We start from the raw sequence: 21,303 nt of genomic DNA on the forward strand, positions 1-21,303 counted from the left end.
TTGCGAGGAACGAAGCAATCGCGAACTATACAGGGCGGCCACGCTTCCGTGCGATTGCTTCGTTCCTCGCAATGACGTGGTGATGAAATACCATCCGCGTTACAACAATAATTACCTTTATTTAAAAAAAGATTCCGACTTTAGAACAAAACATAAACAACGCCTATGTCGCCCGGAGTATTATTATCATTCATTATCGGTTACTTTTTGGTATTGCTCATCATTTCCTGGCTCACCTCTAAAAAATCATCAGATAACGATACTTTCTTTGTAGCCAACCGCAACTCCAAGTGGTATTTGGTGGCTTTCGGGATGATAGGTACGGCGTTAAGCGGCGTTACTTTTATCTCGGTGCCGGGCAAGGTGGGTTCTGATCAATTTGCTTATTTTCAGTTTGTGCTGGGCAACGCGGCGGGGTTTATAGTAATTGCCACTGTTTTACTGCCTTTGTATTACCGGCTAAAGCTAACATCTATTTACAGCTACATCGAAGGTGCTTTAGGTACCTGGAGTTACAAAACAGCCGCGGCTATATTTTTAGTGAGCCGGGTTATCGGTTCGGCATTCAGGTTGTATTTGGTGGTTATTGTATTGCAGAAGTTTATTTTTGATAGCTATCATATCCCCTTTGCAGTTACGGTGTTGATTTGTTTACTCCTCATTTGGTCCTACACTTTTAAGGGGGGATTAAAAACCATTATTATTACCGATAGTTTGCAAACGTTTTTCCTGGTAACTTCTGTTTTCCTGTCTATCTATTTCATCTGCCAAAGCCTGCACATGAATATTTTCGAGGCTGCCGAAACCATCAAAAACAGCAGCTACTCCAAAATCTTTTTCTTTGAAGATTTTGCTGCAAGCAAACTGCATTTAGGTAAGCAGTTTTTCGGCGCGCTATTCATCACCATCGGCATGACCGGGCTCGACCAGGATTTGATGCAGAAAAACCTCAGCCTAAAAAATATTAAGGAGGCACAAAAAAACATGTTCAGCTTTGTTGGCGTTTTTGTGCTTATCAATATTTTCTTTTTAAGTGTTGGCGCTTTGCTTTATATGTATGCCGCTAAAAACGGCATCAGCGTAACCAAAACAGATTACCTGTATCCTACTATCGCGCTGCAATACCTGGGCATTGTGCCGGCAATGGTATTTATGCTCGGCCTCACCGCCGCTACCTTTGCCACTACCGATTCGGCGCTAACCGCCTTAACCACTTCTTTTTGCGTAGATTTTTTAGGCTTTAACAAACGTGCCGATGTAAATACCCCTAAAATGGTAGCCGTACGGCATTGGGTTCACATAGCGTTTTCGGGCTTAATGTTTCTTACCATTATAATATTCAATGTTATTAATGATGATGCCGTGGTTAGCGCCATATTCACCGTTGCCTCGTATACTTACGGGCCGTTATTGGGGCTTTATTCTTTTGGCTTGTTTGTGAGCAACAGGCAGGTAAGGGATAAGCTGGTGCCTTTTATTTGTATCCTCTCTCCTGCTATATGTTATTTACTAAATGCCGAATCAAAAAAATATTTTGGCGGATATGTTTTTGGTAACGAACTCATCATTGTAAACGGATTACTTACTTTTGTTGGGTTGTTGGTTACTTCAGGTTCGAAAGTCGGGGAAGTCCGTAAGTCGGAAAGTATTGAAATCGGGTAGCTTTCAGTCCGTGAGTCTGCAAATCGCTTAGTATTGCCATTGAGCAATCAAAATTTAAACAACACACAAACGGCATTCAATTTTCTTCTTACTTTGCATTAATTAATAAAGGATAAAAAACTTCCGGACTTGCGGACGTTCCAACTTCCGGACTAAAGAAACATCTTCCGGACTTTCGGACTTCCCGAACTTTCGGACTAAAAAAAGAATATGACCGGAGAGGATAAAATAAGACAAGCATTCGAGAATAAAAACTGGCAGGAAATTAAGGTTACCGATTCCTGGCAGATTTTTAAAATAATGGCCGAATTTGTTGACGGCTTTGAAAAACTGGCCAAAATAGGTCCGTGCGTATCCATCTTCGGGTCGGCGCGTACCGCCAACGAAAACAAATATTACAAACTGGCCGAAGATACCGCCCGCCTGCTTACCGAGCATGGTTACGGCGTAATATCGGGCGGCGGTCCCGGTATTATGGAGGCAGCTAACAAAGGTGCTTACGAAAACGGCGGTAAATCGGTAGGTTTAAATATTGAGTTGCCGTTTGAGCAGTTCCATAATAAATACATCGACAGGGATAAACTGATGGAGTTTGATTACTTCTTTATCCGCAAGGTCATGTTCATGAAATACTCGCAGGGTTTTATTATCCTGCCGGGAGGTTTCGGCACTATGGATGAATCATTCGAAGCCATCACCCTGATCCAGACAGGTAAAATTGCCCGCTTCCCTATCATATTTGTAGGTGTTGATTACTGGAAAGGTTTATTTGATTGGGTTGAAGATAAAATGCTGAATGATCAGCACAACATCAACCCGGATGATTTGAACCTGTACCGCGTGGTTGATACACCAGAGGAAGCGGTTGAGCATATCACCCGTTTTTACAACAAATACGTACTTAAGCCCAATTTTTAAGCTATTACAATGCAAAACGCCGCTCATTACCAGGAGGCGTTTTTTGCCTAACAATGTTTCCCTGCCCGGCTACCCGGCAGGGAAATCGCTTTTAACAAATCGGCGATACGAGGCTCCTATGGAGCCCTAAAATACGTTTAGATTTCCCCTATAAACACGTTACCCCGCTGGGGAACTTTTTATAACTCCGTTAGGAGTATCGTGTTTATAGCAGTGATTAGAGTGGAAACAGGGCTCCGTAGGTGCCTCGTGTTTTAAAAGCGATTTGCCTGGCTACCCGGTACCGGTAGCGAACTTCAAAACTTTTGCAGCCAAACAGCAACCTAAACACTTTAAATACAATTATTTTAACAATTATTAACCTTAATAATTTAATTTGCGGGCATGCAGTCCGCTCAAAATAAACCTCAAAAAGCCTTAGGCTTTATTTTTATCACTTTACTGATTGATGTTGTTGGCTTAGGTATCATTATACCGGTGTTACCCCAACTAATTGAAAAACTAATTCATGCCGGTTTAAGTGAAGCCTCCCTATATGCAGGTTTTTTAACATTAGCGTATTCAGTAATGCAGTTTTTATTTTCGCCGGTGATAGGCAACCTGAGCGATAAATATGGCCGCCGGCCGGTACTGCTATGCTCATTAATGGGTTTTGGTATCGATTACCTTTTCCTGGCTTTTGCCCCATCTATAGGCTGGCTGTTTTTAGGTAGGGCCATTGCGGGCGTTACCGGTGCCAGTTTTACTACAGCATCTGCCTATATTGCCGATGTAAGTACACCCGAAAAACGGGCTCAAAACTTTGGGATGATCGGAGTGGCTTTTGGTTTGGGTTTCATAATCGGCCCTACAATTGGCGGTTGGCTGGGTGAAATGGGTGTAAAACTCCCGTTTTTTGCAGCCGCAGGATTGGCTTTTTTAAACGCTATTTACGGTTTCTTTATTTTGCCCGAGTCGTTAGATGAAGCACACCGTCGTCCGTTTGATATTAAACGCGCCAACCCGCTGGGTTCATTGCTTCAGCTTAAAAAATACCCGTCTGTAGTAGGTTTGGCACTGTCATTGTTTTTGGTATACTTTGCCGGCCAGGCTGTGCAAAACGTGTGGACTTATTTCACCTTCGAAAAATTCAAATGGGGTCCGGGTATGGTTGGTTATTCGCTCGGCTTTGTGGGTTTGATGTTTGCGGTTGTACAGGGCGGCCTAATGCGTATCATATTGCCTAAACTGGGCATGGAACGGTGTATCTGGGTTGGATTATTACTGTACAGCACCGGTCTTATTCTGTTTGCCATGGCAACGCAGGGCTGGATGATGTTTGCCTTTATGGTACCCTATGCACTTGGCGGCATAGCAGGCCCGGCGCTACAGGGCATCATGACCAACCAGGTACCCGCCAATGAACAGGGCGAACTACAGGGCGGCCTCACCAGCTTAATGAGCCTGAGCGCCATTTTCGGTCCATGGGTAATGACTACCTTGTTTTATTATTTCACTAATGATAAAAGGCCTTTTTACCTGCCGGGCGCGCCCTTTATTTTAGGTGCAATATTAATGTTAGCAAGTGCATTGCTGGCTATCCGCAATTTTAAAAACGTAAAAAAAGCAGCAACAGAAAACCTGGAAGCTGCAACGCCCCTGCATTAGGATAAAACCAAAGCTGCGTGCTTTAAAACTTTTAAGCCGCTTAAACCTTTATCATTATTAATGAGCGCCAAACCTAAAAATAAACACACCGCCGCCTTAGGATTTATTTTCGTAACCCTTTTTATTGATGTGCTTGGTTTAGGCATCATTATCCCGGTAATGCCCAAACTGCTCGAAACATTGGGGCATGTTGATGTAAGCACAGCCGCGCAATATAACGGCTACCTCACATTTACCTACGCCTCAATGCAGTTCCTATTCTCGTCTGTTCTGGGTAACCTGAGCGACAGGTATGGCAGGCGACCGGTTTTACTTGGCTCATTAATCGGCTTTGGAATTGACTATATTTTTATGGCCTTTGCGCCTACCATAGGCTGGCTGTTTGTAGGCCGGGCTATAGCAGGCTTTGCCGGGGCAAGTAACACTACGGCCACGGCTTACATAGCCGATATCAGTACCGGTAAAAACCGGGCGGCCAACTTTGGTTTGGTGGGCGCTGCCTCAGGGCTGGGTTTCATCATAGGCATTGGCACCGGCAGCTTTCTGGGCAATTTAAATGTAAAATTCCCTTTTATGCTGGCTGCTGCCCTGGCACTTATTAACGCTACTTATGGCTATTTTGTATTGCCAGAATCACTGGCTATCAAAAACCGCCGGCGTTTTGAATGGAGAAAAGCCAATCCTATCAGTTCGTTGCGCAACCTGGGCAGGTATCCGGCCTTAACCGGGTTAATTGGAGCGTTCTCGCTGGTGTATATTGCTCAAAAATCGGTTGAGTATGTGCTATCATTCTACGTTACCGAAAAATTTAACTGGACTTTGCAGAGCATCGGCCTGCTGGGTTTTTTTATTGGCATTGTGCTTGTGGCTATACAGGGCGGCCTCATCAGGTTCACCATCCCAAAATTCGGGCAGGAGAAAAATATTATTGCGGGGTTACTTTTTTATACCACCGGCTTAATACTGATAGCCTTTGCCAACAGGGGTTGGATGATGTTTGTGTTTATGATCCCATACTGCCTCGGCGGCATTTCAGGACCATCGTTGCAGGGCATGATCACCGCTACCGTTTCCGCCCGCGAACAGGGCGAATTACAGGGTTCGCTTACCAGCATCAGCAGTTTGGCCGTAATTATCGGACCGTTACTGATGAGTTCGGTTTTTCATTTGTTTACGCATCGTAATACCTCGGCCTATTTTCCGGGGGCACCTTATATTTTGGGAGCGATTTTGATGTTGATAGCTGTTTTTTTAGCGATAAGGAGTTTCAGGAAAGCAAAGATGGCGGAGACGAAAGAAGTGGAAACGCTATCGTAGTGATATCAGTGAGCGTTCTAACTATATTCTGAGTAACACAACAACATTGGCCGCTCATTTGCCGCGGAGGCTGTTACTTTTGTCTTGACACAAAAGTAACCAAAAAGTCAAGACAGAAAAAAGCTTCCACCCGCAAGGCCAACTCCCGGCCCGCTTTTCTGTCAGCCCTACGCACTTTGAAATGCTAAATACCAGTTCTCCTGTTCTATCCTAATTCCTGATATCTTGAGTCCTGATTCTTGATTTCCTGATTCTCTTCCTATCCCCTCTGCTAATCCAATCCACTTACCCCGCCCGATATTACAAACTTCATTACATCGGCGGCGCTTTTATCCATCGGTTTTACCTTATCGGCAGCAACAATAACTACCTGCCCGGCAAAGGAGTATGAATATGGAAAGTACACCGCAACCTCGCCCGGCAAACCTATTTTAGCCAGATCCTTTTGTACCAGGAAACCAATCTTTTTTAAGCCGAACTCATTCACCTCAACCAGCACCGGTTCATTAAATTTCTTCTCCTCACCAACAAAGGCTTCGGTGAGATCTTTGATAGATGAATACAGGAAAGCGAAAATAGGCAAACGTGCAAACCAGCGTTTAAACCAATTTTTGATGGGTTCGGTGATTACATTGGTTACCAGTACGCCCATCACCATAATCACCACAATTACATTTAATATGCCCAAACCGGGAATATACATGTGCTTGCCGGTTTTATCAACCCACAAATCACTCAGGTTAAGGGCTTTATCAATACTTGCTACGGCCCAATACATCAGGAAGATAGCGGCACCTACCGGTACAACCACCAGCATGCCCTTTATAAAATACCTGAATAATGCCCGTGCTATCCTGTTCATCTGTCGTACCTGAAATTATTCGTAAAAGTACACCCTTTTAACCCGTTGCGAAATATTAGTTAATATTTCATAAGGAATGGTGCCTATCTGTTTGGCCAGTTCTTCAATACGCTGGTGTTCATCAAATATAATCACCTCGTCGCCTTCGCGCACGTCGAGGCCGCTTACATCAAGCATACACATATCCATGGTAATATTGCCCACGGTTGGTACCAGCGTGCCTTTCACCAACATTTTGCCCAGGCCTTTGCCAAATGCGCGCAAATAGCCATCGGCATAACCAATGCGTACGGTAGCAATTTTGCCATCCTTAGCCAGGCTGCCGCTGCGGCTGTAGCTGATGGTATCGCCCGCGCCTATCTTTTTTACCTGTGCCACACTGGTTTTTAAACTGGCTATGGGCTGCAATCCGGCATCTGATGCCGGTACAGCCGAATCTATCCCATACAAACCTATCCCCAACCGCACCATATCATAATGTGCCGATGGCCAGCGGGTGATGCCCGATGTATTGCAAATATGTTTAATCACCTTATAACCCAGCGTTCGCTCTATCTCTTTAAAGGCCTTTTCAAAACGTTTGATCTGCTTTTTGGTAAACTCATCATGCTCCGGAGCTTCGCTTGCCGCCAGGTGCGAAAATACCGATTGCACCCGTACATACCGGTTGGTTTCCAGCATATCGCAAAGGATTTCTATCTCGTGGTTTTCAAACCCGAGGCGGTGCATGCCGGTATCAATTTTAAGGTGAACAGGGTAATTTACCATGCTGCGGCCAATAGCGTAGGTTACAAAATCATCAAGCAAACCAAAGCTGTAAATAACCGGTTCAAGTTTATACTCAATCAATTTATCAAATGCCGAGGCCTCGGGATTAAGCACCTTGATGGGCAGGTTAATACCGGCCTGTCTCAACGCCACGCCCTCGTCAATATAAGCAACTGCCAGGTAATCAACCTTATTGTATTGCAGCATATTGGCCACCTCAAACGTGCCGCTGCCATAGCTGAAAGCCTTAACCATGGCCATTACCTTTACACCGGGCTTAAGCTTCGATTTATAAAAGTTAAGGTTGTTAAGCAGCGAGTTAAGGTTAATCTCCATTACAGTTTCGTGCGCTTTTTGGGCCAGCGCACGGCTCACCTGCTCAAATTCAAAACTGCGCGAACCTTTTATCAGGATGGTTTCATCCTTAAAGGCAAGCAATTTTAAATGCTGCAGCAATGTGTTGGTATCTGAATAAAAATGTTGTTCTGCTGCATCAAAATATTGTTGATGTGCCTGCAAAGCCTCTCCCACAGCAATAAATTTGTCAACTTTTTTAGTGCGGATCAATTCGGCAACCTGCTTATACAATACATCCTGATGCAGGCCCGATTGATAAATATCCGACAGGATGAGTGTCTTTTTTTGATGCTGATTTTGCTGCGATAAAAAATTAAGCGCTATCTCTAACGATTGCAGATCGGAATTATACGAATCGTCGATAACCGAGCAGTTGTTTACACCATTTTTTAGTTCGAGGCGCATGCTTACCGGGCTCAGTCGTTCGATGCGTTTATCTGTCTCCACGGCACTATAGCCCAATGCCAGCATGGTAGCCCAGCAGGTAATGGCATTCTCAACCGAGGCCTGATCGGTAAAAGGGATCAGGCACTCAATTTCCTTGCCATGGTATCGTGCCCGCAGGTAATAATTTTTGCTGATCACTGTTTCGCTGAAAACATACAGATCTGCTTCGCGAAACTTACGGCTCCAGGTAAAAGTTTCCTTTGCACCAAGCTCCTTCTTAAAATCAAGCAGCTGATCATAATTATGGATAAGCAGCTTACTGTTTTTAAACAACCGGAGCTTTTCTGCAATCTTTTGACTGCGCGATTCAAAGCCCTCGTCGTGCGCCGGGCCGATATGGGTTAGCACGCCTATCTCTGGCTTAATAATAGCTTCAAGGCGCTCCATTTCGTTTGTGGTAGAGATGCCGGCTTCAAAAATACCCAGATCATTACGCTCGTTAATCTGCCAAACCGAAAGCGGTACACCTATCTGCGAGTTATAGCTTTTAGGGTTACGTACAATATTTTTATCGGCCGAGAGTAACTGGTACAACCACTCTTTAACAATAGTTTTGCCATTGCTGCCCGTAATACCTATCACCTGTAAATTAAAACGGCTGCGGTGGTAGGCAGCCAGGGCCTGCAAGGCAGCCAACGGATCAGGAACCAGTAAAAAATTAGCTTCGGGCAAATTAAACTCCGGGCCGTGCTCCACTACAAAATTACGTATCCCCGCAGCATAGGCTTCGGCAACAAACTCATGACCGTTACGCCTGCCGCTCAGTGCAAAAAACAGCCCTTCGGCCGGATTGCTGATGCGGCGGCTATCGGTAAAAAGCGCGCTGATATTGTAATCGTGCACAATATTACCGTCGGCCTTAATAATTTCTTTAATGGCAGTTATGGTATATGTAGTGTTGGGCATGCTGCTAATTTGGAGATATTTAAAACAAATAGCATAATTTTTAACGAATTTTGACTCATGATGGACCAGCCCCAGGCAAAAAAAATCACCGATCCCAAAGTAGCTCTTGCCAAAGCCGAACATTTTTGCGCCTACCAGGAACGCTCGCAACAGGAAGTACGCGATAAGCTTTACGAATGGGGATTATGGCCCGATGCCATTGAACAAATTATAAGCCGGCTGATTGAGGAAAATTTTTTAAACGAAGCCCGTTTTGCCAATGCATACACCCAGGGCAAGTTTAACCAGAAAGCCTGGGGCAAAATCAAGATAAAACAGGGCCTTAAACTAAAGCGGGTACCCGACGTATTGATAAAAAAGGCCCTGCTTGGTATTAACCTGGATGATTATTTAGAAGCGTTAAGCAAACTGCTGCAAAAAAAGGCCGCCACGCTAACCGAAAAAAATGAACTTAAACGCCGCTACAAACTACAACAGTATGCCATGGGCCGGGGTTATGAGGCAGAACTGATTGCTGAGGTTTTGAAAAACAGCGGGTTATAAACTATTTTAAAAAAAGTGAAAATTTTTCTTGCAGGCTATTCAATTCTGCCTATATTTGCACTCCCGCAAACGAGATAGGCCAACGGTTAACAAAAGCCAGCTCAGAAAGCGAGGAATACAAATGCGAAAGTAGCTCAGTTGGTAGAGCACGACCTTGCCAAGGTCGGGGTCGCGAGTTCGAATCTCGTCTTTCGCTCAAAGCCCTTCCGGTAACAAAGAAGGGTTTTATTTTTAAAAGGTTCATACAACCGCTCAGATGGTGGAACTGGTAGACACGCAGGACTTAAAATCCTGTTCCCGTAAACGGAGTGCGGGTTCGATTCCCGCTCTGAGTACTTGAAAATGAGGCGATTAGGTGAAAGACACTAATCGCTTTTTTATTTTCAGGACAACAATAGGACAACATTTTTCAAAGACAACATGTTGTCCTGAACACTTCAATTTTAGCATTCCCCTATTTTTTATTTTCCCGGCTAATTTTTATCTTGCCTTATATCTAAACCTCAAAGGCTATGGAAGTAATTTGCCTCGAAGAACCGGCGTTTTATAAACTCATCGAAAAAGTCGTCGATCGGCTAAAAGATCAAAACAAAGTACAAGAGGATGAATGGCTATCGGGAGAAGAAGCCATGCAAAAACTTCGCATCAACAGCAAAACCACGCTGTTTAAAATTCGGGATGAAGGAAAAATCACCTGCGTTTATGCCTCTCCGCGCGTCATCCTGTACAGCGCTTCATCCATCAATGAATATCTAAAAGCCAAATCAATTAAATAAACATGGCAATCGACGAAGAAGCAAAAATAATCCGGGCTTATAACTCTGGCTACACTCTAAGCACCTACGAGCCAAAGCTGTTAGACCAAATCATTAAGCAAAACGAAAACAATGAGTTTGTCAAAGTGATGAAGAACGCCCGCGAACAGCAGGAATTTGAAACTGCTATCCCCAAAAAAGATTTAAGCCCTGAGTATAAGAATGGTTTTAGAAGCGCTCCATCATTAAGTGAACAGGAGCCGAAAGTATTTGACCAGTTGGTGAACTCAAACGAAACCGATAAGGATTTCAAACAAGGACTTGCGGCGGGAAGAAAAGAGCACAAAATCCGGCAAACGATGCAGAGGATTAAACAGGAGCGCGAAGACCAACAACAAGATATAAACCGAGACAACGGAATAGATTATTAAACAAGACAATGAGAAACGACAAATTAGACCTACCCGAAAATTTTTATGAATTTGCATTTATGCCAAAATTCCAAGAAAATGTTGAGCAGCTTTCTGCACTTGCAGAACCGGAGGATTGGGATTATCACCGTGCTACTTCAGACGTTAAACATCCAATATTAGGCAACTACATAAAATATGCTTACAAACGGCTCGCTGAAGAAAAAAAGATTTCTTATTCAAAAACAGGAAGTTTTGCCTGCCTAAATACGGGTTTGGTTACAAAAAATCAGGAACCGCTATACATGGTTTTTGAGGAAAATAAATTGACGGATCCAACAATGAAGCAATTTTGGCATTTCTATAAATTTATGCGGAGGGGAGAATATGAGCTAAGCAAATTTCCAAGCTTACCGGAAATGGCGTTCTATTTTGATGAGCCTTCTAAGTTAGTGTATGATATTAGAAAGCCTTTAGTTGCAAATATTGAGCATATAATTGAAGATAATAAGGAACGTTTTCCTGAGCCTTATAAATCAATGAACGATTTTCAACTTCAAACATATATTAATGGGTCCATTCAAAACGCCAATGAACGTGTAAAAAGAAGCTATAAAACGGCTGTCCCACAATATTACAGAAACAATATACAATTGCTTATACCCTTATGTTTGACTGATCCCAAGATAGCCGATTTGGCTTTAGTGGTAGAAGATTATGGCCAAATGTATAGAGCCTCTACATGCCTTACATTAGATATGGCAATAAATAACGCCCGCCAAATAGCTAAACCTGATAGAGATTGGTTACAACCTTAATCCCTATAAAGTGTTTTAGCTTTATATTTAGTATAATCTCTTATTCAACCGAATGGCTGTTAAAATTTTTAATAAATAGAACTCAGATAAAATCGACGGAATTAAGTTATAAAAATTTGAGATTACTTTTCAGAAACCCATCTCGAAGATATCGCTATGCATCTTCGAGATGGGGCTCGAACCCATAACCTCCAGATTAGCAATCTGATGCTCTATCCAATTGAGCTACACGTCCATTTTTTCATTCAAAAATGAATGCTCCTATAAAGGCTGTGCGTAAAGCTACAAATTTTAATCAATTCAAACGATGCAAATCCCTTTTCGAAAGATAGTTTATTGCCGATTGAAACTTATACCGTCCAGCATTCAGTGGTACCCATCAAAAAACGTTACTTGCTTTTGCTTTTTTTAGACAAATTAAGTTATTGAAATAATTGGTGGAGCCTACCAGGATCGAACTGGAGACCTCTTGCATATCATAGAAATCAACAAAAAAAAGAGCTTTGCAAAAACAATAACGGCTATCAGGCAATTTTGTACGATGTAATTCGATAGAATAAAAAATTATTGGCGGCCGTAATGGCGGCCACAAGTAAGTTTTAAAAGATTAGAACCCTACTCGGCATTAAAAAAGCTCACTTTTTAGTGAGCTTTTTTAATAACTTAAAATGGTCGGGATACACAGATTCGAACTGTGGGCCTCCTGTACCCAAACTTAAAAAACGACTATATTTTATAGATGGGAAAGAAGATGGGAAAACTCATTTAAGTACAATTAATTTAACAAAATCAAGTACTTATGGCGGAGAGGAAGTCTGTTTTTTAGCTATCCTATGTAATATAATACCATCCAAAAATTACAATCAAGTATTTGATATAATAAAATATATCTTGTTTTTTACTGTAGGATGCGATAAGCTCAAATCTTAACTTTTAAGATGGGAAGGAAGATGGGAAGAATTATCGCACCATTAACACCGCTCGCAATTAAGAAGCTCACCAAACCGGGCTTGCACTTTGTCGGGCATGTACATGGTTTAGGAATTCATATTACCAAATCTGGCGCGAAGAGTTGGATTTTAAGGCTAACAATCGGTTCCCGTAAAAGAGATATGGGGTTAGGGTCATTCAGCACTGTTAGTTTGCAAGTAGCGCGTGATAATGCTATCGATTATCGTCGTCAACTGTTACAGGGTATCGACCCAATCGATAGCCGACATGAAACAAAACAGCGGTTAAAAAGCGAACAAAAAACAAAAATAAAATTCCGTGAGGCAGCCATTCAATACATGGCAATGCATAGCCCTTCATGGAAAAACGCTAAGCATGCAGCACAATGGGTAAAGACCCTTGAACAGTATGCATATCCAATAATAGGACAATTATCAGGCTCTCAAATTAGCAGAGAACATATAATTGAAATTCTTGAGCCTATTTGGATGGAAAAGACGGAAACTGCAAGCCGGTTACGTGGCCGTATTGAGGCAGTTTTGGACTGGATGAAAGCTAAAAACTATCGCAGTGGAGATAATCCAGCGGCATGGAAAGGAAACCTTGAAAGCGTGTTTCCCGCACGAAGCAAAGTATCAAAGGTTGTACATCATGCAGCTGCAGCATGGTATGATTGCCCTGATTTCTACGCTGAACTTGTAACGGTGGATGGTGACAGTGCCCGCGCACTTGAATTATGCGTGCTAACCGCAGCCAGGTCAGGTGAAGCCCGCGGAGCAAAATTCAAAGAATTTGACCTTCAAAGAAAAGTATGGACTATTCCGGCCGAACGTATGAAAGCAGGGAAAGAGCACCGGATACCAATTACCCCTGCAGTTGAGCAACTTTTAAGCGAACAGAAATTGACCGGTCCTGAAGATTTCTTATTTACCAACTATAGGGGTAATCCGCTAAGTGATATGGCGCTTTCCATGGTTTTAAAGCGAATGAAAAAAGACTTCACTGCCCATGGTTTTCGTTCAACGTTCCGCGATTGGGCAGGTGAGGAAACCCAACATTCCAGAGAAGTCATTGAACATGCTTTGGCTCACCAACTGAAAGACAAAGCGGAAGCGGCTTATGCGCGCGGCGATTTATTTCAAAAACGTACCAAGCTAATGTTAGATTGGTCAGCTTTCGTTCAATCAAAAATCAACCGGATACCAACACGACACGCTGTATAAATATATCTTCATTTGATAATAACGAATCGCCTTGCATCCTACTCTGTACATGTGTATTTAGTTCGTGAGCAGTTTATGAGAAATGATTATATTTAATCAAAATGCACATTACTGTCCGATATAGTCCATTGTTATTCTAAATATAACCCATTGACTTTTAAAGGTTTTTGGCGCATTATTCGCGTCCCTTAAATATACGGAGAACTAAATGAAGACCTTGCCTGAAATCGGCTTTCTACGTTTAAATCAAGTCCTGAAGATCATACCTGTGAGCGCGTCCAAATGGTGGGACGGCGTAAAAACAGGCGAATATCCGCAACCTATAAAAATCAGCACTGGCATCACCGCATGGCGTATTGCCGACATTAAAAAGCTCTGTGAACAGATCGAGCAAATAAACGCCGTTAGATAAACGGAACCAACTTCTAAAAACTAACCACCCTACCCGCCCACAGGCCTAACCGCCTGTGTGTCCAAACGCGTGCTTAAAAAAGGAAATTAAATGAACCTTCCCTTATCTGAAATCAAAACGATTCCCGTCCATGTTCTTGCCGAAGAACTTGGCGGTCGGTACTGCAAAACCGACCGAAACGGCGACTTGTGGTATTATTCGCCGTTTCGCCCGGATGAAAGAACGGCCTCATTCAAAATCAATGTCAAGCTGAACACATGGCATGATTTTGGGCTGTCAGGTACGGCCATCCACCGAAATCAAGGCAGCGGCGGCGATATCTTGGATTTATGGTGTGATTACCATTTCAAAGACCGCAGACTTGGCATTAATCAGGCAGCAGAAGCAATAACGGCAAAATATGGAAGTTTGGCTATCCGGGGAGAAAGCTTACAGCATCAGCCGAGATCTGAACGGCCAACCCTACAGAATCAGAGTCCGCGCTACAAAATAGAAAGGATTAGCAAAAGAATTGCATACCACGGACTGCTTCATGAATTATCCCGCCGCAGGATTTCAACCACACTGGCAAACATCTATCTAAAGCAGGGCATGATTCTCGATACAATAACAGGTAAACACTATACCGGCTTTTTATTTGAAAATGATAAAGGCGGTTATGAGGTCAGCATTCCCAACCCGTCCCTTAATACCTGCTTTAAAACAATCATCGGACGAAAAGCGTCATCCCGCATTTTATCAAAAAATAAAGAAGCAAACGCAGCAGAGATATTTGAGGGCTTTTGGGATTTTCTGTCTTGGATGGAAATAAACGCCTTATTATATCCGCTCAATCATGCTTACGTTCTCAATTCAGTATCACTTGTAAATGAAGTAAGTGACAAGATCATGGTGTTTGAGAATAGCCTTAACACTATTTTTCTTTTCATGGATAACGACAAAGCGGGAAAAATGGCCGCCCTTGCGCTTACCGAAAATCTTAAAGCCAGCTTTGCTGTCGGTTCGATGGCGCATCTATATAACGGCAAAAAAGACCTTAATGAGTTTTGGGCATCGGGTAAAAGCACCGAAAAGCCGCAGCCATAAGGCACATAGCAAATCTCCATTTCCCCCAACACAGCAGGAGCTATAAATGAATTTCTACCAGGTCGCAGAAATCGAACTCATTTACAAACGCGGATGCAAAGCATCGGAACGCCCACAGATCAATAAAGCAGAACAGGCCTATCGCCTGTTACTTGACCAGTGGGATAAAAATAAACTTGAATTTGTTGAACAGGCGAAAATGTTGCTACTGAATAAGGCAAACAGGGTTTTAGGGATTACCAACCTATCAACCGGAGGCATTGCCGGAACAATCGTTGATCCTAAACTGGTATTTGTCACAGCCCTGAAAGCCAACGCATCGGCCATCATTCTCGCCCATAACCATCCGTCAGGCAATTTAAACCCAAGCGCACAGGATCAAAGAATGACGCGGCAAATGATGGAGGCGGGCAAATTATTAGATATTCAGGTTATTGAACACCTGATAATTACAGATGAGGGGTTTTATTCATTTGCAGAGGAAATGGCTTACCGAAAGGTAGATCGGCATGGGGCAATTTACTATGAGGCTATGCAGCCGTTTTGATCAATAAACCCCTATAAGACGTTCTTGAAGCGAGGATTGTAGTTTTGTAATGAACCAGTCTGATCAACATCTTTCATGTGATAGGATACCCAATAAGCATCTTGACACACTTTATCAATGTTGGGGTTTTGTTTTAAAAGCTTTGAAATAAGCACTACTCGCGCTATGTGTACTTTATCATCATTTAACAAAACTGCATGTTTCAGGGAGGGAACTAACCCCATTAATTTGTTAAAAGAAAGATCCATCACAAACCAATAAACGCGATCTACATATTTGTCAGTAGTTTTATCAACTTTAGGATTATAAAAATCAGCCATTATTGAAAGCGGCTTTGCCGTACATTCAAATGGAAAAGCCAAAACAACAGAGAACAACAATAGAATGAGGTTTCTTTTCATCGCTATTTAGGAAGAAGTGTATATGGAACGTAAGTCTGTGTTAATGTATTACCACTCTTGCCCTTAGCTGTAAATGTAAAAATCACAGGCGTAATGTCTTTCACGGAGGGCAAATTAGGATTCATAAATTGGGTGAAAGGTAAATCGTCTTCAAGGCTATGACCGTTGATTGAAATTTGGGAAAGTATCATCTCAAATGAAGTTTTATTTATATTGTTGGTAACATAAACTTTAGAATCCGTGTTGCCGATCTGCTTCGATAAATTAGCAGTGAACGTTACCGCGTCGTTTCCCATACCAAAACCTTTACTTATAAAACCAATCATTGAAACGTTATCGACAAGGTATGTTTTACTTGAGTTTGCTGCATATGCATCAAGAGAATTATACAGATAGTGATCATTCGCTATAATTTTCTGATTACTTCCTATCCCTTGTAAATTCTTTGTAAAATAAAGACTATAAGAAAATTCATTTCCTGAAACTAAAGATGTAAATAATTCGCTTGCGTTTGATATAGCAATCAAACGATCTATTACTGACGTGTTTCCACTAATTACTTGGGCTCCATTTGAAATAAAAAAATTTGCTAAATCCGTTTGTTCAAGAGAACCGCATCCATTCACATAGACAATTGAATTGGGAAATTTCTTTGAAAGCGTCCTTTTCAAGTAATCGGTAGTGACTGCGAAATAGTGAATATGTCTGTTTTCGACAAGAGTAAATTTGTCGGTATTCTTATAAGCAGAAGTTAGTGCCAACGAAGCGTCGTATTTCAATCCTGTGTTTAACTCTGTGACTTGCTTACCCGAAATTAGACTAACACGTCCATGGGTAAGAATATAAATTACGCCAAAACCTGAAAGATAGTCTCCATTGAAGGTGTTAATTGTTATCTGATTAGGTTCTGGACATACAACTTCATATCCCGCTCCAATTAAAAGCTGTTTAAGTAATTGAATGTGCCCAGTAGCTTGTAGGCTACTGGTAAAAGGTGACAAAATAATTGCTTTTTTGCTCTTTGGAGATATGTGCGGAGTTGATGGAATATTGGGAATAGCTGAATTTAAATTTAATTTAGTCGAACTTCCAAGCTGATTGACAGAAGAATAAATAAAATGCTGACTGCTCCAATCATACAACGGCACAGAAAAATACGCATTGTCATTTCGCTGGATATAAAGTGAGGTTTTTGAATTATCTAAGCTTACTGACTTCACTCCTTTAATTTTAGCAACAGAGCTAACAATACCATTAGCATCTAAATTTGAAAAATCCCCGGTAAGTTGGCTTATGGCATTGTCAGCAATCGCACCGCATTGCTCGCTTAATGTGATACTAAGATTTATCGAGTCCAATGGACTCAATTTTGTTGGATTATTGCCATTTGTTGGTCCGCTAATGACTGTTGTATCTGGATTACTTGGCGTGCCGCCATCAACCCACGTAACATGCATTGTAGGGTCATTTTTCTTACACCCGCTGCAAATCATTGCGAGAAACAAAGCAAACAAAAGAAATCTCATTTTTTTTGTGATATGATTTTAATATTAAAGATAAGGATTTTTACTCGCTCTTGCCTTCAATTCCTCTTTATCATGATAAGGCGCTTTGTCAAAATAAGTGGGCGGCATATCATCGATAAATGTAAAAATACTTTTGCCTGATGCGATGCGCAACTCATCCGGCGTTATCAGAGGGCGCTGATTGGATTCTACCTTGCCTATCCCCATCCGGTGCCGTTCAATAAGCACATTGGACGTTTGCCCGATGGCGGCGCTGATATAATTAGCGTCAAAATTATTGTGTATGCCAAAGAAATGCCGCACGGCAGTATTGCCGATAAATACCTGCCAGTTATTTTGATAAAGGGCCTGTAACTGGACAAGGGATTGCAGGATAGCCCAAACGGTTACGTTATACCCGGCATAGGCCGCAAGCGCCGTCTCAATCTCCGGCAGATAGCCAAGCGCTGCAAATTCATCGAGCATGAACACAACACGCTTGCCCGGCTTGCGGATTACCGCCCGCATCATACTGGTTGTAACAAGCCTTAACCACCGCCCGTGGCTTTGCAGTTTATCGGTCGGGATGATGACGTAGACAGTCGTTTTGCTTTTCGCCAGTTCGTAAGGATCGTAACCGCTTTCCATGCCAACCTGCAGGGCGGGGCTTTTCAGGAAATCCGTAGACTGCATAACGGTTGCTAAAATACTGCCCCATGTTTGGCTACCGGCTTTCGTATATTTTGCTATCTCTGTCGACGCATATAACAATGTATCGCCGTGCTGCCCCTCAAAATTTTCCATCTCCGCCAATACCCTGTCCCACATCTCCTGCGGGTAACGCACCCACTTCCATAAGGTTTTAAGGCTTCGGTTATGCCCCTCTTCGGACAGGGCAATATACATGATTAGCCCGGTAAGGATGGCGCGGGCGCTATCTGAAAAAAACTTATTCTTGCCTGTGTCCTGCGGGACAATCATTTCCGCAAGCATCTGGCAATCATCGACAAGGTTCGGATTATCCGCATCAAGGATATCCATCGGATTGTATTTGACGCTATCGGGCAATTTATCCGGCAGGATAGCCCACGGATTAAGGACGACAACATTTTGTCCGGCTTCGCCCTGGTATTTACTTGTGCAAGCGGCGATCTCGCCTTTCGGGTCAATGACCACGAAAGAACCGTCGATATCGGCCCAGCCTAACAGGTTAGGCGCAATCAGGTTCGTAAATTTCCCGGAACGGCTTCCGGCAATCGTGAGCAAATGCCCCTGTTTGCTGTAACGGTAATGCTCACCACCGATATACAGGCCTTTTGCCTGTTTGTATTTTTCCAGTTCTTCTTGCCGAGCAAAACGGGCAGTCCCGAATTTTTCGCCGTGCAGCACGGCATTGTTTACACCCTTTTGCCATTGGTGAAAAATGCCATAAGCTCCCGAGGTCAGCAGAAAATTCACAACAAGCACCACTAATAATAGCTGTTCTCCATTTCCACTTAACCCGACAAGCGGCAGCACGACGATTGCGGCGATAATCACAACAACCCATAACAAAATTGCCCCGAGGAACATGGCAAGGCGTATGATTGGCCGCATCGGGTAAAAATGCGGCAGGATTTTTTCAGGCCACAAAATACGCTGATACGCATGAACAAAACCTAATAAGGCACCAATGGCGGTTATCGGGGTCAGGAACACGCCAAGCAGGAATATGATGGTTTGGATTCGCGCGTTGCCATTGGAACGGAGTTCAAGCAGGGTTTTAAATTCTGCCTTGGTTATGCCGAGCCTGTGCCATACATCGTGATCGTCATCTAAAATTTCCGGTTGCGGTTTGGGTGAGCTGTCCTGTTTGTTTGGTTCGCCTGATGAGTAGCTGTTGAATTTTGCGCTAAAGGTTCCGTAGTCTTTTGTTTTATCGAATTCGGCCATGTGATCGGTTTTTGGTTCTATCTAATCTACAGTTTTGTTTTGTGATTTTTCGGTGGCTGTTTCTTTTTTTCTTTTTATGGCTGTATGGTTTTGACGGTGTGGGAGCGTGTTGGACGGTATCGGCTGCGGTTGTATAAGTTGCTGTATATATTGACTTTTATTATGGTTTTGGTTATATTGTTCGTGCAGTTGCAAGACGTGGTTTGTAGCTACAAAAACCCTCCGGGGTTTTGATCGCAACAAACCGCCTTGCAAAGGGGCATACGCCCCCTTGACCCCCGTTCAACCCTGAACCTTATGGCACGACCAACAAAAGAAAGCGCAAATTTGCGCACCAAAACCATGCGTATCCGCGTGACAGCGGAAGAAGAAAAACAGATTTTGCTGAATGCAAGGCTTGGCCGTTTTAAATCGGCAAGCGAGTATTTGCGGCATCTTGGATTAGGCAATCGGGTTAAACCCTTTGCGCTAAACGTTGATCCCGAATTGCTTATTCGCATTAAAGGCGAACTTGGCAAGATCGGCAGCAACGTCAATCAGATTGCCCGCGCTTACAATCGCAGAGCCGAGGGCAAAATCACATCCGTCACCGATGACGATATCAGCAACGCAATGCACAGCATTGATACCATGACACGCTATTTACTGAAAGTTTTAGGCTATGGTGATTAGAGGCAATACACGCGGCAACGGCAGGCAACTGGCCGACTACCTGATTACGCAGGCTGAAAACGAACGCATCCGCATTTTGGACGTAGACGGACGGGAAAACGCCGATGATGAATATTTGCGCAATACCATTTTAAGCATGGATGCCATGGCCGAACTTACCAAAGCAAAAAAGGGTTTATACCATGCGCAGATCAACCCGGCTATTGGTGAAGATAAAAACATAGACTGGTACAAGGCCGCCGATATTCTGGCCGCTGAATTGGGCCTTGAAGACCAGCGCCGTGTGATCGTCCTGCATGAAAAGAAAGGCCGCACGCATGCCCATGTTGTTTGGGAGCGTTACGATCATGAACTGGATAAAATGCGCTCCGATAGCTTCAGCCGCCTGCAACAGGATCGGGCACGGCAGCGCATGGAGATTGAGTTCGGCCATAAGCAAACCCCGCGCCGCAACCGCCATAAACCGGAGATGAAAGCGTCATTAAACCAGCTTTGGCATCAAACGGGCACAGGGGCGCAGTTTCTCGCAGCATGCCGTAATAATGGCTATATGATTGCGCAGGGTGTTGGCCGCACGCCGTTTATTGTTGTTGATGAACATGGACACTCCTTCAACCTTGTGCGCCAGTTGTCCGGCGTAAGGCTTTATGACGTTCGCCAGCGTTTGCGCGGGTATAGCCTGATGACGGAGAAACAAGCCATTGTCCTCATGCGCAAGGAGAAAACCGAACGCGAAGGCCGCGAAAGCGAAAAACAAAAAGCCAGACCACAGGCGAGCACAGAGCAGCGTTTTGAACAGTTCAAAACCAATGCGGAACAACAAACCACGAAAGCACCCGAGCCTAAACGCCAAACACAGGAAGAGCGCGACCAATTGTTTAAAGATATGATGCGCAATAAATCGGGAATAACACCGGAGCCAGGAAAAGAAAAAGATCACCGCCAGAGTTTTGCAGAAAACAAATCCGATCAAAAGTTAAGCGAAAGCGACCGCATCCGGCAGGCGCTTAAGAAAGAGCGGCAAGCAGGCCGCGATCACGGGCATGATCGGGATAACGGGATTGAGTTAGATTGATAGTTAAAAATAAACGCCCCGTTCTCTTGCAGCGCGGGGCGTTAACCTAAACTTATTATCAGCAGACGTTTCATCTGCTGGTGATGCAA

The 21,303-nt window shown here is 43.4% G+C and carries 19 protein-coding genes and 2 tRNA genes; 16 read left to right on the forward strand and 5 right to left on the reverse strand.

Translation table 11 applies throughout. The features are described 5' to 3' along the window. The first annotated feature begins 165 nt into the window (after positions 1-165). The 4 genes from HYN43_RS15805 to HYN43_RS15820 all read left to right on the forward strand — a co-directional run bounded on the left by HYN43_RS15805 (position 166) and on the right by HYN43_RS15820 (position 5,544). Entirely contained in the window at positions 166-1,662 is a 1,497-nt protein-coding gene (locus tag HYN43_RS15805) for a sodium:solute symporter (RefSeq protein ID WP_119410269.1), read from the forward strand. Positions 1,663-1,872: 210 nt separating this feature from the next. Then, on the forward strand, positions 1,873-2,580 hold the full coding sequence (locus HYN43_RS15810; protein WP_119410270.1) for an LOG family protein: 708 nt from the start codon (positions 1,873-1,875) through the stop codon (positions 2,578-2,580). Between the two features lie 384 nt (positions 2,581-2,964). Further along, complete coding sequence (locus HYN43_RS15815; protein ID WP_119410271.1) at positions 2,965-4,227, forward strand: TCR/Tet family MFS transporter; 1,263 nt, start codon at positions 2,965-2,967, stop codon at positions 4,225-4,227. A 60-nt stretch (positions 4,228-4,287) separates the two neighbouring features. Beyond that, on the forward strand, positions 4,288-5,544 hold the full coding sequence (locus HYN43_RS15820; RefSeq protein WP_119410272.1) for a TCR/Tet family MFS transporter: 1,257 nt from the start codon (positions 4,288-4,290) through the stop codon (positions 5,542-5,544). Between the two features lie 271 nt (positions 5,545-5,815). Here HYN43_RS15820 and HYN43_RS15825 read toward each other — a convergent pair whose 3' ends face one another. Further along, complete coding sequence (locus tag HYN43_RS15825) at positions 5,816-6,406, reverse strand: DUF502 domain-containing protein (RefSeq protein WP_119410273.1); 591 nt, start codon at positions 6,404-6,406, stop codon at positions 5,816-5,818. Positions 6,407-6,421: 15 nt separating this feature from the next. Beyond that, positions 6,422-8,884: a bifunctional UDP-N-acetylmuramoyl-tripeptide:D-alanyl-D-alanine ligase/alanine racemase gene (locus tag HYN43_RS15830; protein WP_119410274.1), complete on the reverse strand. Its 2,463-nt coding sequence runs from the start codon at positions 8,882-8,884 to the stop codon at positions 6,422-6,424. Positions 8,885-8,941: 57 nt separating this feature from the next. Here HYN43_RS15830 and HYN43_RS15835 point away from each other — a divergent pair, with 57 nt between their 5' ends. From HYN43_RS15835 to HYN43_RS15880, 10 genes are all read left to right on the forward strand, one after another. After that, entirely contained in the window at positions 8,942-9,427 is a 486-nt protein-coding gene (locus HYN43_RS15835) for a regulatory protein RecX (RefSeq protein WP_119410275.1), read from the forward strand. A gap of 123 nt (positions 9,428-9,550) precedes the next feature. Beyond that, positions 9,551-9,623: transfer RNA gene (locus HYN43_RS15840), tRNA-Gly, on the forward strand. A 54-nt stretch (positions 9,624-9,677) separates the two neighbouring features. Further along, a tRNA-Leu gene (locus tag HYN43_RS15845) sits at positions 9,678-9,762 on the forward strand. A 177-nt stretch (positions 9,763-9,939) separates the two neighbouring features. Beyond that, positions 9,940-10,203 (forward strand): MerR family transcriptional regulator, encoded by a 264-nt coding sequence (locus HYN43_RS15850; RefSeq protein ID WP_119410276.1) that lies wholly within the window; start codon positions 9,940-9,942, stop codon positions 10,201-10,203. Positions 10,204-10,205: 2 nt separating this feature from the next. Beyond that, on the forward strand, positions 10,206-10,613 hold the full coding sequence (locus HYN43_RS15855; protein WP_119410277.1) for a hypothetical protein: 408 nt from the start codon (positions 10,206-10,208) through the stop codon (positions 10,611-10,613). A gap of 8 nt (positions 10,614-10,621) precedes the next feature. After that, positions 10,622-11,410, forward strand: coding sequence for a DUF3825 domain-containing protein (locus tag HYN43_RS15860; RefSeq protein ID WP_119410278.1), 789 nt, complete (start codon positions 10,622-10,624; stop codon positions 11,408-11,410). A gap of 950 nt (positions 11,411-12,360) precedes the next feature. After that, positions 12,361-13,584 (forward strand): tyrosine-type recombinase/integrase, encoded by a 1,224-nt coding sequence (locus HYN43_RS15865; protein WP_119411251.1) that lies wholly within the window; start codon positions 12,361-12,363, stop codon positions 13,582-13,584. 208 nt (positions 13,585-13,792) lie between these two features. After that, entirely contained in the window at positions 13,793-13,996 is a 204-nt protein-coding gene (locus HYN43_RS15870; RefSeq protein ID WP_119410279.1) for a helix-turn-helix transcriptional regulator, read from the forward strand. 90 nt (positions 13,997-14,086) lie between these two features. Next, positions 14,087-15,082 (forward strand): toprim domain-containing protein, encoded by a 996-nt coding sequence (locus tag HYN43_RS15875; RefSeq protein WP_119410280.1) that lies wholly within the window; start codon positions 14,087-14,089, stop codon positions 15,080-15,082. A gap of 46 nt (positions 15,083-15,128) precedes the next feature. Then, positions 15,129-15,629 carry a JAB domain-containing protein gene (locus HYN43_RS15880; RefSeq protein ID WP_119410281.1) on the forward strand — a complete coding sequence of 167 codons (501 nt, stop codon included), beginning with the start codon at positions 15,129-15,131 and terminating at the stop codon, positions 15,627-15,629. A gap of 11 nt (positions 15,630-15,640) precedes the next feature. Here the strand turns inward: HYN43_RS15880 and HYN43_RS15885 are convergent, their stop codons facing one another. From HYN43_RS15885 to HYN43_RS15895, 3 genes are read right to left on the reverse strand one after another with little or no spacing between them, the layout of a single operon-like run. Next, positions 15,641-16,030 (reverse strand): hypothetical protein, encoded by a 390-nt coding sequence (locus HYN43_RS15885; RefSeq protein ID WP_119410282.1) that lies wholly within the window; start codon positions 16,028-16,030, stop codon positions 15,641-15,643. A 2-nt stretch (positions 16,031-16,032) separates the two neighbouring features. Next, positions 16,033-17,556, reverse strand: coding sequence for a hypothetical protein (locus HYN43_RS15890; protein WP_119410283.1), 1,524 nt, complete (start codon positions 17,554-17,556; stop codon positions 16,033-16,035). Positions 17,557-17,580: 24 nt separating this feature from the next. Continuing rightward, positions 17,581-19,467, reverse strand: coding sequence for a type IV secretory system conjugative DNA transfer family protein (locus tag HYN43_RS15895; protein ID WP_119410284.1), 1,887 nt, complete (start codon positions 19,465-19,467; stop codon positions 17,581-17,583). 297 nt (positions 19,468-19,764) lie between these two features. Here HYN43_RS15895 and HYN43_RS15900 point away from each other — a divergent pair, with 297 nt between their 5' ends. Together HYN43_RS15900 and HYN43_RS15905 are read left to right on the forward strand one after the other, a co-directional pair. Beyond that, positions 19,765-20,139, forward strand: a complete 375-nt coding sequence (locus HYN43_RS15900) for a plasmid mobilization protein (protein WP_162996514.1) — start codon at positions 19,765-19,767, stop codon at positions 20,137-20,139. Then, positions 20,129-21,214: a relaxase/mobilization nuclease domain-containing protein gene (locus HYN43_RS15905; protein ID WP_205589781.1), complete on the forward strand. Its 1,086-nt coding sequence runs from the start codon at positions 20,129-20,131 to the stop codon at positions 21,212-21,214. Before HYN43_RS15900 ends, HYN43_RS15905 begins: the two co-directional genes overlap by 11 nt. The last annotated feature ends 89 nt before the right edge of the window (positions 21,215-21,303 follow it).

Source organism: Mucilaginibacter celer, from assembly GCF_003576455.2.
Taxonomy (GTDB): domain Bacteria; phylum Bacteroidota; class Bacteroidia; order Sphingobacteriales; family Sphingobacteriaceae; genus Mucilaginibacter; species Mucilaginibacter celer.

Excerpts from the sequence above, each read along its gene's own strand:
- HYN43_RS15900 (WP_162996514.1), top strand. The coding sequence starts at position 19,765 with ATGGCACGACCAACAAAAGAAAGCGCAAATTTGCGCACCAAAACCATG.
- HYN43_RS15860 (WP_119410278.1), top strand. The coding sequence starts at position 10,622 with ATGAGAAACGACAAATTAGACCTACCCGAAAATTTTTATGAATTTGCA.
- HYN43_RS15825 (WP_119410273.1), bottom strand. The coding sequence starts at position 6,406 with ATGAACAGGATAGCACGGGCATTATTCAGGTATTTTATAAAGGGCATG.
- HYN43_RS15880 (WP_119410281.1), top strand. The coding sequence starts at position 15,129 with ATGAATTTCTACCAGGTCGCAGAAATCGAACTCATTTACAAACGCGGA.
- HYN43_RS15870 (WP_119410279.1), top strand. The coding sequence starts at position 13,793 with ATGAAGACCTTGCCTGAAATCGGCTTTCTACGTTTAAATCAAGTCCTG.
- HYN43_RS15905 (WP_205589781.1), top strand. The coding sequence starts at position 20,129 with ATGGTGATTAGAGGCAATACACGCGGCAACGGCAGGCAACTGGCCGAC.
- HYN43_RS15805 (WP_119410269.1), top strand. The coding sequence starts at position 166 with ATGTCGCCCGGAGTATTATTATCATTCATTATCGGTTACTTTTTGGTA.
- HYN43_RS15865 (WP_119411251.1), top strand. The coding sequence starts at position 12,361 with ATGGGAAGAATTATCGCACCATTAACACCGCTCGCAATTAAGAAGCTC.
- HYN43_RS15885 (WP_119410282.1), bottom strand. The coding sequence starts at position 16,030 with ATGAAAAGAAACCTCATTCTATTGTTGTTCTCTGTTGTTTTGGCTTTT.
- HYN43_RS15875 (WP_119410280.1), top strand. The coding sequence starts at position 14,087 with ATGAACCTTCCCTTATCTGAAATCAAAACGATTCCCGTCCATGTTCTT.
- HYN43_RS15895 (WP_119410284.1), bottom strand. The coding sequence starts at position 19,467 with ATGGCCGAATTCGATAAAACAAAAGACTACGGAACCTTTAGCGCAAAA.
- HYN43_RS15830 (WP_119410274.1), bottom strand. The coding sequence starts at position 8,884 with ATGCCCAACACTACATATACCATAACTGCCATTAAAGAAATTATTAAG.
- HYN43_RS15855 (WP_119410277.1), top strand. The coding sequence starts at position 10,206 with ATGGCAATCGACGAAGAAGCAAAAATAATCCGGGCTTATAACTCTGGC.
- HYN43_RS15810 (WP_119410270.1), top strand. The coding sequence starts at position 1,873 with ATGACCGGAGAGGATAAAATAAGACAAGCATTCGAGAATAAAAACTGG.
- HYN43_RS15820 (WP_119410272.1), top strand. The coding sequence starts at position 4,288 with ATGAGCGCCAAACCTAAAAATAAACACACCGCCGCCTTAGGATTTATT.
- HYN43_RS15815 (WP_119410271.1), top strand. The coding sequence starts at position 2,965 with ATGCAGTCCGCTCAAAATAAACCTCAAAAAGCCTTAGGCTTTATTTTT.
- HYN43_RS15835 (WP_119410275.1), top strand. The coding sequence starts at position 8,942 with ATGATGGACCAGCCCCAGGCAAAAAAAATCACCGATCCCAAAGTAGCT.
- HYN43_RS15890 (WP_119410283.1), bottom strand. The coding sequence starts at position 17,556 with ATGAGATTTCTTTTGTTTGCTTTGTTTCTCGCAATGATTTGCAGCGGG.
- HYN43_RS15850 (WP_119410276.1), top strand. The coding sequence starts at position 9,940 with ATGGAAGTAATTTGCCTCGAAGAACCGGCGTTTTATAAACTCATCGAA.